The organism is Brevibacterium sp. LAARM2_SD2, from assembly GCF_057364785.1.
Genome location: NZ_JBNFOM010000002.1, coordinates 182,743 through 196,248, shown reverse-complemented (window position 1 = coordinate 196,248; position 13,506 = coordinate 182,743). Strand labels below are relative to the sequence as shown.

The 13,506-nt window shown below is 69.1% G+C and carries 13 protein-coding genes and 2 pseudogenes; 9 read left to right on the top strand and 6 right to left on the bottom strand.

Annotated elements, in window-relative coordinates; all coding sequences use genetic code 11:
• Positions 1-30 precede the first annotated feature (30 nt).
• The 7 genes from rapZ to secG are packed head-to-tail and all read left to right on the top strand — an operon-like array spanning position 31 to position 6,238.
• Positions 31-915: an RNase adapter RapZ gene (gene rapZ / locus AC2W7K_RS02255; RefSeq protein ID WP_137824003.1), complete on the top strand. Its 885-nt coding sequence runs from the start codon at positions 31-33 to the stop codon at positions 913-915.
• 1 nt (position 916) lies between these two features.
• The gene (locus tag AC2W7K_RS02250; protein WP_211979184.1) at positions 917-1,912 is read left to right on the top strand and encodes a gluconeogenesis factor YvcK family protein; all 996 of its coding nucleotides are present in this window, start codon (positions 917-919) and stop codon (positions 1,910-1,912) included.
• A 26-nt stretch (positions 1,913-1,938) separates the two neighbouring features.
• Entirely contained in the window at positions 1,939-2,922 is a 984-nt protein-coding gene (whiA, locus tag AC2W7K_RS02245) for a DNA-binding protein WhiA (protein WP_137824005.1), read from the top strand.
• 9 nt (positions 2,923-2,931) lie between these two features.
• Positions 2,932-3,933, top strand: a complete 1,002-nt coding sequence (gene gap, locus AC2W7K_RS02240; protein WP_198498843.1) for a type I glyceraldehyde-3-phosphate dehydrogenase — start codon at positions 2,932-2,934, stop codon at positions 3,931-3,933.
• On the top strand, positions 3,930-5,150 hold the full coding sequence (locus tag AC2W7K_RS02235) for a phosphoglycerate kinase (protein ID WP_211979185.1): 1,221 nt from the start codon (positions 3,930-3,932) through the stop codon (positions 5,148-5,150). Before gap ends, AC2W7K_RS02235 begins: the two co-directional genes overlap by 4 nt.
• Positions 5,151-5,162: 12 nt before the next feature.
• Entirely contained in the window at positions 5,163-5,948 is a 786-nt protein-coding gene (gene tpiA / locus AC2W7K_RS02230) for a triose-phosphate isomerase (RefSeq protein ID WP_211979186.1), read from the top strand.
• 44 nt (positions 5,949-5,992) lie between these two features.
• Positions 5,993-6,238: a preprotein translocase subunit SecG gene (secG, locus tag AC2W7K_RS02225; protein WP_137824009.1), complete on the top strand. Its 246-nt coding sequence runs from the start codon at positions 5,993-5,995 to the stop codon at positions 6,236-6,238.
• A 113-nt stretch (positions 6,239-6,351) separates the two neighbouring features.
• On the opposite strand, the gene AC2W7K_RS02220 is transcribed toward secG, so the two are convergent.
• The 5 genes and pseudogenes from AC2W7K_RS02220 to AC2W7K_RS02200 form a co-directional block, all read right to left on the bottom strand.
• Positions 6,352-6,657, bottom strand: a complete 306-nt coding sequence (locus AC2W7K_RS02220; RefSeq protein ID WP_486005709.1) for a hypothetical protein — start codon at positions 6,655-6,657, stop codon at positions 6,352-6,354.
• A gap of 773 nt (positions 6,658-7,430) precedes the next feature.
• Positions 7,431-7,694 (bottom strand): annotated as a pseudogene (locus tag AC2W7K_RS02215) (glucose-6-phosphate isomerase); the annotation flags it as partial.
• A gap of 269 nt (positions 7,695-7,963) precedes the next feature.
• Positions 7,964-9,067, bottom strand: coding sequence for a transaldolase (gene tal, locus AC2W7K_RS02210; RefSeq protein ID WP_211979188.1), 1,104 nt, complete (start codon positions 9,065-9,067; stop codon positions 7,964-7,966).
• Positions 9,064-9,996: a transketolase-like TK C-terminal-containing protein gene (locus AC2W7K_RS02205; RefSeq protein ID WP_486005708.1), complete on the bottom strand. Its 933-nt coding sequence runs from the start codon at positions 9,994-9,996 to the stop codon at positions 9,064-9,066. Before AC2W7K_RS02205 ends, tal begins: the two co-directional genes overlap by 4 nt.
• A 159-nt stretch (positions 9,997-10,155) precedes the next feature.
• A pseudogene (locus AC2W7K_RS02200) lies at positions 10,156-11,147 on the bottom strand (transketolase family protein); the annotation flags it as partial.
• Positions 11,148-11,372: 225 nt separating this feature from the next.
• Here AC2W7K_RS02200 and AC2W7K_RS02195 point away from each other — a divergent pair.
• Entirely contained in the window at positions 11,373-11,870 is a 498-nt protein-coding gene (locus AC2W7K_RS02195; RefSeq protein WP_211979190.1) for a hypothetical protein, read from the top strand.
• A gap of 11 nt (positions 11,871-11,881) precedes the next feature.
• Positions 11,882-12,868 carry a heme o synthase gene (locus tag AC2W7K_RS02190; protein WP_137824014.1) on the top strand — a complete coding sequence of 329 codons (987 nt, stop codon included), beginning with the start codon at positions 11,882-11,884 and terminating at the stop codon, positions 12,866-12,868.
• Between the two features lie 221 nt (positions 12,869-13,089).
• Here the strand turns inward: AC2W7K_RS02190 and AC2W7K_RS02185 are convergent, their stop codons facing one another.
• Complete coding sequence (locus tag AC2W7K_RS02185) at positions 13,090-13,500, bottom strand: VOC family protein (RefSeq protein WP_344250507.1); 411 nt, start codon at positions 13,498-13,500, stop codon at positions 13,090-13,092.
• Positions 13,501-13,506 lie beyond the last annotated feature (6 nt).

Sequence of the window (13,506 nt, the reverse complement as noted above, 5' to 3'; positions counted from 1 at the left end):
CGCCGCCAGCCGGGGACACGAGGAGGACGCATGACCACACAGGCCGACGACCACCCCATCGAGGTCGTCCTCGTCACCGGCATGTCCGGGGCCGGGCGGACCACCGTGGCCAATGTCCTCGAAGACCTCGACTGGTACGTCGTCGACAACCTCCCGCCGCAGATGATGCGCACCCTCGTCGAACTCGTCGCCCGCGCCGACGGCGCCGTGCCGAAGATCGCGATCGTCACCGACTCGAAGGGCCGGGCGAAGTACACGGAGCTCGAGGACACGATCTCCGACTTCCTCGACCAGGGACTGTCGCTGCGCATCCTCTACCTCGACGCCGCCGACGAGGTCCTCGTCCGCCGGTTCGAATCCACCCGCCGGCCGCACCCGCTGCAGGGGGAGGGAACCCTCCTCGAGGGGATCGAGGCCGAACGCGAGGCCCTTGAATCGCTCAAGCACCGTGCCGACATCATCATCGACACCTCCGACCTCAACGTTCACCAGCTCGGCGCCGAGGTGCGCAAGCGCTTCAGCGCCGACGACGCCCCGCCGCTGCGGCTGACGGTGATGAGCTTCGGCTTCAAGTACGGCCTGCCCAAGGACGCCGACAACGTCGCCGACGTCCGCTTCCTGCCCAACCCGTACTGGATTCCCCACCTGCGCGGACACAACGGACTCGACTCCGACGTCGCCGACTACGTGCTCGGACAGAACGGCGCCGAGGAGTTCATCGAACGCTACACCGCCACCCTCGACACGATCGCGCAGGGCTACCTCCGGGAGGGCCGCGGCTACGCGCTCATCGGCATCGGCTGCACCGGCGGCAAGCACCGGTCGGTGGCGATCAGCGAACGCATCGCGAAGGGGCTGGCCGCCCGCACCGGCATTCCCGTCACCGTCCGCCACCGCGACCTGGGGAGGGAATGACATGGAGACCGAGGATCTCCCGCAGATCACCCCGGCCGTCATCAACAAGGGCCCGAAGATCGTGTCCTTCGGCGGCGGTCACGGTCTCTACGCCGCCCTGCGCGCGTTCCGGCTGCTCACCGAATCGCTCACGGCCGTCGTCACCGTCGCCGACGACGGCGGCTCCTCCGGTCGGCTCCGCGACGAGCTCGGCAGTCTGCCGCCCGGGGACCTGCGCATGGCGTTGGCCGCGCTCTGCGACGACGGGAACTGGGGCAAGACGTGGCGCGACGTCATCCAGCATCGCTTCGAATCGAGCGGGGAGCTCAACGGCCACGCCGTCGGCAACCTCCTCATCGCCGCCCTCTGGCAGATCCACGGCGACCACGTCGCCGGCCTCGACTGGATGGCGAAGCTGCTGCGCGCCCACGGCCGCGTGCTGCCGATGTCCTCGGTGCCGCTGACGATCGAAGCCGACGTCCAGTTCCCCGGCTCGTTCCAGGTCGTGCGCGGACAGTCGGTGCTCGCCTCGACCCGCGGTCATGTCGAAGCCGTCCGCCTCGACCCAGCGGACCCGCCGGCCCGCTATGAGACCGTCGAAGCCGTCGCCGAGGCGGAGGTCCTCAACCTCGGGCCCGGCTCGTGGTACACCTCGGTGATGCCGCACCTGCTCGTGCCCTCCCTCTCCGATGCGATCGTGCGGTCGAACGCGGTGAAATCCCTCACGCTCAACCTCTCGTCCTCGGACGGGGAGACCCGGGACCTCAGCCTCGGCGAACACCTCATGTCGCTGCACCGCCACGCCCCGGCCCTCACCCTCGACTACGTGCTCGTCGACGAGGCGTCCGTGGTCTCCGAACCGGAGCTCGAACACCATGCGCGGGAGATGTTCGACGCCAAACTCCGGGTGCATCCGCTCAGCTCCCGGCGGGCAGGGCAGCATGACAGCCTCAAGCTCGCAGCATGTTACCGTGACATGTTGGTTGACGCCGGGATCGACGTCGACGAGCAGTGGTAGGACCGATCCGTGCAGGAGGACGAACAATGGCATTGACCGCTCAGGTCAAGGACGAGCTGGCGAGGGTGAAGATCACCCGGACCTCGGCTCGGAAGGCCGAAGTGTCCTCGATCTTCCGCTTCTCCTCCGCCCTCCACCTCGTCAACGGCTCGATCGTGCTCGAGGCCGAACTCGACACCGCTCAGGCCGCGAAGCGCCTGCGCAGCGAGATCAAGGATCTCTACGGCCAGTTCGCCGACATCGTCGTCATCAACGCCGCCGGCATCCGCCGCTCCAACCGCTACCTGCTGCGCGTCACCCGTGACGGCGGCGCACTGGCCCGCCAGACCGGGCTCGTCGACAACCGCGGCCGACCCGTGCGCGGTCTGCCCTCGGCGATCGTCAACGGCTCCGTCGCCGACGCCGAGGCCGCCTGGCGCGGGGCCTTCCTCTCCCACGGCTCGCTCACCGAGCCCGGCCGCTCCTCCGCCCTCGAGGTCACCTGCCCGGGTCCCGAGGCGGCACTCGCGCTCGTCGGAGCCGCCCGACGGCTGGGCCTGAGCGCGAAGGCCCGCGAGGTCCGCGGCGTCGACCGCGTCGTCATCCGCGACGGCGACGACATCGCCGCCCTGCTCACCCGCATGGGCTCCCACAACGCGGTTCTCGTGTGGGAGGAGCGGCGGATGCGCCGCGAGGTCAGGGCGACGGCCAACCGGCTCGCGAACTTCGACGACGCCAACCTGCGCCGCTCCGCCCGGGCCGCCGTGGCCGCCGGCGCGCGCGTCGAACGGGCGCTGGAGATCCTCGGCGAGGACGTGCCCGAGCACCTCCGCTACGCCGGACAGCTGCGCGTCACCCACAAGCAGGCCTCCCTCGAGGAGCTCGGACAGCTCGCCGACCCGCCGATGACGAAGGACGCCGTGGCCGGACGCATCCGGCGGCTGCTGTCGACGGCGGACAAGCGAGCGGAAGAATTGGGAATTCCTGGGACTGAAGCAAGTCTCACTCCCGACATGCTCGAAGACCGATAGGATTCGAGCATGAGACGAATCGCAATCAATGGCTTCGGCCGCATCGGTCGCGCCCTCTTCCGCCTGTCCCTCGAACCCGGTGCCGACTTCGAAGTCGTCGCCATCAACGACCTCACCGACACTGCGACGCTCGCCCACCTCCTCGCCTACGACTCCGTGTGGCCGCGCTTCGACCACACCGTCGAGGCCGGAGAGGATTCGCTCATCGTCGACGGCCGCGAGATCGCCGTCTTCTCGGAGAAGAACCCCGCCGACATCGACTGGACGTCGAAGGACGTCGAACTCGTCGTCGAATCGACCGGCATCTTCACCCGCCGCGACCAGGCCGAGGCCCACCTCGGCGGGACCGTGAAGACCGTCGTCCTCTCCGCCCCCGGCAAGGACGTCGATGCGACCTTCGTCATGGGCGTCAACGAGGACACGTACGACCCGGACAAGCATGAAGTCGTCTCGAACGCCTCGTGCACGACGAACTGCATGGCGACCGTCGTCAAGGCCCTCGACGACGCGATCGGCGTCGAATCCGGACTGCTCAACACCGTCCACGCCTACACCGGCGACCAGAAGCTCGTCGACGGTCCGCACCGCGACCTCCGCCGCGCCCGCGCCGCCGCGATCAACATCGTGCCGACGACGACCGGCGCCGCCCGCACCGTCGGCAAGGTCATGCCCCACCTCGAGGGCAAGCTCGACGGCTTCGCGATCCGCGTGCCCGTGCCCGCGGGATCGATCATCGACTTCACCTTCACCCCGAAGAAGCCGGTCACCCGCGACGAGGTCAACGAGATCCTCAAGGCCGCCGCGGAGGACTCGCCCTACCTCGACTACACCGAGGCCGCCCTCGTCTCCACGGACATCGTCGGGACCACCGCCTCGGCGATCGCCGACTCGGAGCTGACGATGGTCCTCGGCGACCAGGTCAAGGTCGTCGCGTGGTACGACAACGAGTGGGGCTACTCGAACCGACTCAAGGACATGGTCAGCTACCTTCTGCGCGAAAGGCCCCAATGAGGACATTCACGGACCCGGAGATCTTCGCCCACCGGACGGTGCTCGTCCGCAGCGATCTCAACGTTCCCATGGACGGGACGACGATCACTGACAACGGACGCATCCTCGCATCCGCGGCGACGATCCGATCCCTCGCCGAGGCGGGGGCCCGGGTGATCGTCATCTCCCACCTCGGCCGCCCGAAGGGCGCACCCGATCCGCACTTCTCGCTCGCCCCGATCGCCGGCGAACTCGCCGCTGCGATCGGCCGTGACGTCGCCTTCGCCTCCGACACCGTCGGCGAGGATGCGCAGGCGAAGGTCGCAGCGCTCGGCGACGGGGACGTCCTCCTCCTCGAGAACCTCCGGTTCAACCCGGGGGAGACCTCCAAGGACGAGGCCGAACGGCGCGCATTCGCCGAACAGCTCGCCGAGTTCGCCGACGACTTCGTCTCCGACGGATTCGGCGTCGTCCACCGCAAGCAGGCCTCGGTCTACGAACTCGCGCAGCTCCTGCCGCACTACGCCGGTTCGCTCGTCCAGGTTGAGGTCGAGGTCAGCGACCGTCTCCTCAACTCGCCGCAGCGGCCCTTCACCGTCGTCCTCGGCGGTTCGAAGGTCTCCGACAAGCTCGGTGTCATCGACAACCTCATCGACCGGGCCGACAACCTCCTCATCGGCGGTGGCATGGTCTTCACGTTCCTCGCCGCGCTCGGCCACGACATCGGTGCGAGCCTCGTCGAGAAGGATCGCATCGACGACGTCAAGGGCTACCTCGACCGGGCCGAGCAGGGCGGGGCGCGGATCATGCTCCCCACCGACATCGTCATGGCCGCCTCCTTTGCCCCCGACGCCGAGAACTGGGTGCGCCCCGTCGACCGCCTCGAGGACACCCCAGCCGGGGCCGAGGGACTCGGCCTCGACATCGGGCCCGACACCGCACGGGCCTACGCCGAGGTGATCGCCGACTCCGCGACCGTGTTCTGGAACGGCCCCATGGGCGTCTTCGAGTTCCCGGCCTTCGCCGCGGGCACGAAGACCGTGGCCGCCGCGCTCACGGCCACCGCCGAGGGCGCGCGCGCCGACCGGCTCACCGTCGTCGGCGGAGGAGACTCCGCGGCCGCCGTGCGGGCGCTCGGCTTCTCCGACGACGAATTCGGCCACATCTCCACCGGCGGCGGGGCGAGCCTCGAGTACCTCGAAGGCAAGACCCTGCCCGGCATCGACGCTCTCGCGTGAGGACGACCCATCATGACTGACCGCACACTGCTGCTCGCCGGCAACTGGAAGATGAACCACGACCACCTCGAGGCGATCTCGACGGTGCAGAAGCTCGCATGGGCGCTCGAGGACGCCAAGCTCGACGACTCCCAGCTCGAGGTCGTCGTCGTCCCGCCGTTCACCGACATCCGCTCCGTCCAGACGCTCGTCCAGGGCGACAAGCTGTGGCTGCGCTACGGCGCCCAGGACGTGTCCCGCCACGAACCGGGCGCGCACACCGGGGAGATCGCCGCGTCGTTCCTCTCCCGCCTCGGCTGCTCGTACGTCGTCGTCGGGCACAGTGAGCGCCGCGCCGACAACCACGAGACCTCGGATGTCGTCGCCGCGAAGGTCAAGGCCGCGCTCGGCCACGACCTCGCCCCCATCCTCTGCGTCGGCGAATCCCTGGCCGAACGCGAGGACGGCACCCACGTCGACTTCACCCTGGGCCAGCTCGACGACTCCCTGGCCGGCCTCTCGGCCGAGGAGCTCAGCGGCCTCGTCGTCGCCTACGAACCCGTGTGGGCAATCGGAACGGGGAAGACGGCGACGGCGGCTGACGCCGCGGAGATGGCCGCGGCGATCCGCGGTCGCCTGCGCGAGAGGTACGGCGACAGCCTCGCCGACTCCACCCGGATCCTCTACGGCGGGTCGGTGAAGACCGACAACGTCGCCGACATCCTCGTCTCCGACGACGTCGACGGCGCACTCGTCGGGGGAGCGAGCCTGAGCGGGCCCGATTTCGCCGCTTTGTGCAAGGCCGCCGTCGGCAAGTAGACTGAACCGCAAATCCTCTGACAGAAACACAGGTTGAACTCGACGTGGAAATTCTCACCTACGTACTCATCGGCGTGCTCGTCCTCACGAGCATCTTCCTCACCCTGCTCATCCTCATGCACAAGGGCAAGGGCGGCGGCATGTCCGACATGTTCGGCGGCGGCATGTCCTCCTCGCTGGGATCCTCCGGTGTCGCCGAGCGCAACCTCAACCGGTTCACCGCGCTCATGGCGATCGTCTGGGGCGCGTCGATCATCCTCCTCGGACTCATCACGCGCTTCAACAGCTGAGACCCGACCGAACGCAGAACCGACGAAGGCCCTCACCGACACCGGTGAGGGCCTTCGTCGTGCGGTCATGCGACGCGCAGGGCATCCGACTCGAAGGTCAGCCGACTCGCACGTCAGTCGACTCCGAAGTGGTGGTGCGGGGCGACCTCGGCGACGGCGTCGCGCAGCTGTGCGAGCCCGCGGGCCCGGTCGGTGAGGTGGACCCGGAGCACCGGACGCCCCTTCGCCCGCAGGGCCGCGGCATCGCCGAGCGCCTGCGCGTGCTCGAGTTCACCGAACCCGTAGCCGCGGCCGGGCACGATGAGCTCCGTGCGCGGGTCGGCGGTGATCTGGAGGAACACGCCGTTGGGGTGACCGCCCTTGTGGTACTGGCCCGTCGAGTGGAGGTACCGCGGGCCGAAGCCGAACGTCGTCTGCACCCCGGCGTGCCGGGAGACGAGCGGACGGAGGTCGACCGCCTCGGCGTCGCCGAGCCGATCGAGGTAGGCCTGGATGGCGACATAGCCGTACTCGTCGACCTGTGCGAAGAGCTCACGGAGGGCCCCGACGAGGTCGTCGGCCTCATCGATGTCGCCGTAGACCTCGACGGCGCCGTCGACGAACGCCGGGATCTCCTCGGCGTGGGTGCCCGTGTCGAGGGCCTCCCGGGCGAACGCCTTCGCCGCCTCGACATCCGGCTGATCGAACGGGTCGACCCCGATGCTGTAGCCGGCGATCGCGGTGGCGAACTCCCAGAAGAGGAACTGCTCGCCCAGATCGCCGTCGACCTCGGCATTGAAGCCCGAGGGCGCGCCGATCGTCGTGGCCGGGCCGAGGGTGCAGAGCAGGGCATCGGCGCGGGCGTCGGCGAAGCCGACATCACCGGGTTCGTCGAGGACGACGGGGAGGATCCCCTGCCCGTCCTTGCCGAGCGATTCCGCGATGAGCTGCTCGACCCAGGCTCCCAGACCGGCAAGGGCCGCCGAGGTGGGAGCGAGGACGAGCTTCTCCGTGGCCCGGGCGTGGGCGATGCCCAGCCAGGTGCCGAACCGCAGCGCCGGGTTGTCCGGGCTGTCAGCGCCGAGGTCGGCGGCGATGCCCGCCGCGGACTCGACGATCCGGCGGATGTCGACCCGGCGAGACCGGCGGGGACGAGGCCGAACGGGGAGAGGGCACTGAACCGACCGCCGACGTTCGGGTCGGCGTGGAACGTCGCGAGGTACCCTTCGGCACTCGCGAGCTCAGCGAGTTCGGTCCCGGGATCGGTGATCGCGATGAACCGGCTGGCCGGGTCGATGCCGACGGCCTCGAAGGCCGCGGCGAACGCGCGCCGGATGGCATCGGTCTCGATCGTCGTCCCCGACTTCGAGGCGATGACGAGGACGGTGTGGTCGAGGTCGGTGCCGATCGCCTCGGCGACCTGATTGGGATCGGTCGAATCGACGATCTCGAGGTCGACCCCGGCCCACGCCGCCATCACCTCGGGGGCGAGCGACGAGCCGCCCATGCCGGTGAGGCTGATCGAGCGCAGACCCTGCGCGGCGAGATCGTCGCGCAGCGCCTCGATCTCGGTGACGAGCTCACCGGCCCGGCCCGCGAGATCGACCCAGCCGAGACGATCGGCGGCGACGGAGTCGGAGAAGACGCTCGCGTCCTGCGCCGCGATCCGCGAGGGCACCCGGGCGCTGAGCAGACGGTCGAGTTCGGCCTCGAACTCCGCACTGACGGGGACGCTGAGCTCGACTCTCATGCGCGCTCCAATGCCCGGCGGACAGTGCCCTGGAGCTCGGTCCAGCTGACGTCGAACTTCTCCAGGCCCTCGGTCTCGAGGACGGTCATGACATCGGCGTAGTCGATGCCGAGACCGGCGAGCCGGTCGAAGACCTCGTCGGCGGCCCGGTAGTCCTCAGCGGCGATCGGAGCCCCGACCTCGCCGTGGTCGGCGAAGGCGCGCAGCGTCGCCTCGGGCATCGTGTTGACGGTGTCGGGGGAGACGAGACCGGTGACGTACATCGTGTCCGGGTAGTCGGGGTTCTTCACTCCGGTCGACGCCCACAGGAGCCGCTGCGGGCGGGCCCCGGCGAGTTCGAGGACGCGGAAGCGCTCGGAGGTGAAGAGCTGCGAGTGGATCTCATGGGCGAGCACGCAGTTGGCGATGCCCGCGCGACCGGCGAGCTCCGCGGCGGCCGGATCGTCGACGGCGGCGAGGCGCTTGTCGATCTCCGCATCGACGCGGGAGACGAAGATCGAGGCGACCGACCGGATCGTCGAGAGGTCGTGACCGGCGGCCCGCGCCTTCTCCAGTCCCTGGAGGTACGCCTCGACGACGTGCCGGTAGCGGGAGAGCGAGAAGACGAGCGTGACGTTGACGCTGATCCCGGCGCCGATGGTGTCGGCGATCGCGCTCAGTCCCTCCTCGGTGGCGGGGATCTTGATCATCGCGTTCGGCTCGCCGACCCGCTCCCACATGATCGTCGCCGCCGACGCCGTTCCCGCGGTGTCGCGGGCCAGCGGCGGGGGGACCTCGATCGAGACGCGTCCGTCGGCGCCGTCGGTGGCGTCGTAGACGGGCCGCAGCAGCCGGGCAGCTGCCGCGACGTCCTCGGTGGTCAGGGCTTCGATGGCCTCTTCGACGTCGGCACCGGAGGCGGCGAGGTCGGAGAGTGCGCCGTCGTAGCTGTCGGAGCCGGCGATCGCGGTGGCGAAGATCGTCGGGTTCGTCGTCACCCCGGTCACCGACGACTCGTCGATGAGGGTCTGGAGGTCACCGGACTCGAGCCGGGTGCGGGACAGGTCGTCGAGCCACACCGAGACTCCTGCCTCGGTGAGGCGGGTGAGGTTCTCGCTCATGCTTCTCCCTTCGCTGCTGCAATGGACTCCTCGGCCGCGGCGACGACCGCCTCGGCAGTGATGCCGAACTTCTCGAAGAGCGTCTTGGCATCGGCTGAGGCGCCGAAGAGCTCGAGGGACACGGCGCGCCCGGCATCGCCGAGGTAGCGGTGCCAGCTCATCGCCGATCCCGCTTCGACGCTGACCCGGGCCTTGAGCGACCGGGGGAGGACGGCGTCGCGGTAGTCCTCGTCCTGGGCGTCGAACCATTCCTGGCTCGGCATCGAGATGACGCGCGCCGCGATCCCCTTGGTCTCGAGCTCCTCGGCCGCGGCGATCGCAAGCTGGACCTCCGAGCCGGTGGCGATGATCGCGACCTGCGGGTCGTCGCCGGTGTCGAGGAGGACGTAGCCTCCGCGGGCCGCCTCGGAGGCCGGTGCGTACTTCGTCCGGTCGAGGGTCGGCACGGCCTGCCGGCTGAGGATGAGGCCGCTGGGGCCGTCGGTGCGGTCGAGGATCTTCCGCCACACGACCGCGGTCTCGTTGGCATCGGCGGGGCGGACGACGTCGAGGCCGGGGATCGCCCGCAGCGCCGAGAGGTGCTCGACGGGCTGATGGGTGGGGCCGTCCTCGCCGAGGCCGATCGAATCGTGGGTCCACACGAAGATGTTCGGCAGCTTCTGGATGGCGGCCAGGCGCACGGCCGGTCGCTGGTAGTCGCTGAAGACGAGGAACGTGCCGTTGTAGGGACGGGTCCCGCCGTGAAGTGCGATGCCGTTGCCGATGAGGCCGGCGGAGAACTCGCGGACGCCGAAGTGGATGTTGCGTCCGTACGGGTTGCCGGTGAACGTGTCCGTCGAGCGGTCGGTGGGCAGGAAGCTCGGGTCGGCCTTGATGAGGGTGTTGTTCGACCCCGCGAGGTCGGACGATCCGCCCCAGAGCTCGGGCATCCGGGCGGCGATCGCATTGAGCACCTGGCCGGAGGCGGCGCGGGTGGCGATGCCCTTGGCGTCGGCGTCGAAGACGGGGAAGTCTCCGTCGAGGCCCTCGGGCAGGGTGCGGGTGGCGAGCCGGTCGAAGAGTGCGGCGCGTTCGCCGTTGGCGTCGCGCCAGGCCGCGTACTTCTCCTTCCACGCGAGGTGAGCGGCGCGACCGCGCTCCTCGGCGCTGGTCCGGGTGTGCTCGAGCACCTCGGGGGAGATCGCGAAGTTCGCATCGGGGTCGAAGCCGAGCAGCTCCTTCGTCGCCCGCACCTCGTCCTCACCGAGGGCGGCACCGTGGGCGGCCCCCGTGTTCCGGGCGTTCGGCGCGGGCCACGCGATGATCGTCGAGAGGCGGATGAAGGAGGGACGGGAGTCGGCGCGAGCGGCCTTGACGGCGGCGTGGAGGGCGTCGAGGTCCTCGGTGTACTCTCCGTCGGCAGTCCAGTCGACGTGCTGGACGTGCCAGCCGTAGGCCTCATAGCGCGCCGCAGTGTCCTCGCCGAAGGCGATCGCGGTGTCGTCCTCGATGGAGATCCGGTTGTCGTCCCAGATGACGATCAGGTTCGACAGCTCCTGGGTGCCGGCGAGCGAGGAGGCCTCACCGGAGACGCCCTCCTCCATGTCGCCGTCGGAGGCGAGGACGATGATGTCGTGATCGAACGGCGAGGTGCCGGGGGCGGCGTCGGGATCGAAGAGTCCGCGTTCGCGGCGGGAGGCCATCGCCATGCCCACCGCCGAGGCGACACCGGAGCCGAGCGGGCCCGTGGTGATCTCGACACCGGGAGTGTGTCCGACCTCGGGGTGGCCGGGGGTGAGCGAATCCCAGGTGCGCAGCGCCTTGAGGTCGTCGAGCTCGAGGCCGATGCCGGCGAGGTAGAGCTGGACGTACTGCGTCAGCGAGCTGTGGCCGAGGGAGAGGACGAAGCGGTCACGGCCGACCACGTGGGATCGGACGGGTCGAGGGTGAGGGCCTTCTGGTAGAGGTAGTAGGCGACGGGAGCGAGGCTCATCGCGGTGCCGGGGTGTCCGTTTCCGGCCTTCTGCACGGCGTCAGCGGCGAGGAGGCGGGCGGTGTCGACTGCTTGGGAGTCGAGGTCTGTCCAGGACAGGGCATTCATGTCTGAGAGCGTTCCTTCTGTCGTCGGCGATGCGTCCTCTCAAACTCTACCGCGCACCGGCCGGACCCTCCCGGTCCGGACACGTGGTGATACGGTCGCTGCGCTGGCAGTGTCCCCACTGTGCTGCCCTCCCACCGCCGGCACGTCCACGTCGCCCGCCCACGTCAAGGAGACCTCCCCATTCCCCGCAGTCCCCAGCACCCGACCCTGCCTCGACGATCACCCGTGCGCCATGCCCGGGCACTCCGGAACCTCGGCATCAGCCTGACCGTCCTCGTCCTCGTCGAGCGGATCGTCTTCACGACCCTCTTCGTCGAGCCCTTCGGAAACGGCACTGGCACCGAGGCGGTCGGGAGCTGGCTGCTCGCCTTCCTCCTCGGCGCGGGCCCCTTCCTCGTCCTCCTCATCGTCCTCGCGATCGCCCGACCTGCCGGTCTCATCTGGTGGGCGGCGGTGGCCTTCACAGTCCTCGCCGGAGCCTTCGGCATCGTCGTCGATGTCGACATGCTCACACTCGAAGATCCCCTCGCGGGGCTCGGACTGTTCGTCCTCGCGGCGGTCCTGTGGGCCGCACTCGCCGTAGTGGGGCTGGTGGTCGGGGCCGTCGCGGTGCTTGTCCGGCGACGCCGTGAGCGCGCAGATGATCCCGATGACCGCGCACTCGGTCCCGATGACAGGGCGACTCGCCCGACCCCAACTGGAAATTCATTCGACACAGAGTAGAATCGTCTCTCGTGAGTGAACTTCGTCAGAACCCGGGCACGCAGAGTGAACGACCTCTGCAGAGGACCATCGACGAAGCTCGACACTCGCAGAAACCCCGATCGATCATCGGCGCCTACATCGCCCTGACGAAGCCGCGGGTCATCGAACTCCTCCTCGTCACCACCGCCCCGGTGATGTTCCTCGCCGCCAACGGCATGCCGAATCTCTGGCTCGTCCTCAACACCCTCATCGGCGGGGCCGCCGCTGCCGCCTCGGCATCGGTGTTCAACTGCTACGTCGACCGCGACATCGACGCGAAGATGGATCGGACGAAGCACCGTCCGCTCGTCACCGGGGAGATCTCGCCGCGTGCAGCCCTGATCTTCGCCTTCGTCCTCGGCATCGGGTCGATCTTCTGGCTCGGCGGATTCACGAACTGGGTGACGGCAGGACTGACCGCCTCGGCGATCCTCCTCTACGCGGTCTTCTACACGCTCGTCCTCAAGCGCCGCACGACGCAGAACATCGTGTGGGGCGGCGCGGCCGGCTGCATGCCGGTGCTCATCGGCTGGTCGGCGGTGACCGGCGGGCTGTCGTGGGAGCCGGTCATCCTCTTCCTCGTCATCTTCTTCTGGACGCCGCCGCACTACTGGCCGCTCGCGATCAAGTACAAGGCCGATTACGACGCTGCCGGTGTGCCGATGCTGCCGTCGAAGGTCCCGCCGACCTCGGTGGGCCGCCAGATCATCCTCTACGCCTGGGCGATGGTGCTCACCTCGCTCGTCCTCATCCCCGTCGCCCCGATGGGACCGGTCTACACGGCCGTCGCGGTGCTCGCCGGTGCCTGGTTCCTCTGGTCGTGCTACCAGCTCGTGTCTCGCGCGAAGAAGGGCCTCAGCGGCACCTCGCTGCGGGCGATGAAGGTCTTCCACGGCTCGATCACGTACCTGTCGGTGCTCTTCCTCGCCGTCGCCGTCGACCCGTTCGTCACCCCGCTGCTGCCCAGCCTCTGGTGATCCGCGGCAGGTATCTGCCACCCCGCACCTGACGGTCCACACACCACCCGTGCCCGCGGTGTTCTCATCGCTGCGTGGAGGAGTTGCGGAGCTGAGGGTGGTGCATACGCGCCGAGGTTGTCCGTGGGTCTCCGGGTGGTGCAGTCTCGCCGAGGTTGTTGCTGAGGCCCAGGGATGCGCGCAGCGGGAGCGAGCGTGATCCCGACGACCGAGGCGGCGCGTCAGCCGGCGGCGACGAGCTCGGCGATGACGATCTTCTTCATTCCCATGAGCGCGCGCACCTGAGCGTCGCCGGTCATCAGCTCGTCGAGGTTCTTCGGCACGATCTGCCAGCTGATCCCGTACCTGTCCTTGAGCCAGCCGCACTGCTCGGATTCGGGCACCGCGGACAGCGCCTGCCAGTAGTGGTCGATCTCCGCCTGGTCGGCGCATTCGACGGTCAGGGAGATCGCCTCGTTGAAGGTGAACGCGGGTCCGCCGTCGAGGCAGATGAAGCGGTTGCCGTCGAGTTCGAAGACGCCGGTGATGACCTTGCCGCTCATCCCCGCGAAATGCTCGTCGAGACTCTCATCGGGGTATCGCTCGATCGAGACGATGCGGGAGTTCGGGAAGACGGTGCAGTAGAATTCCATCGCCTC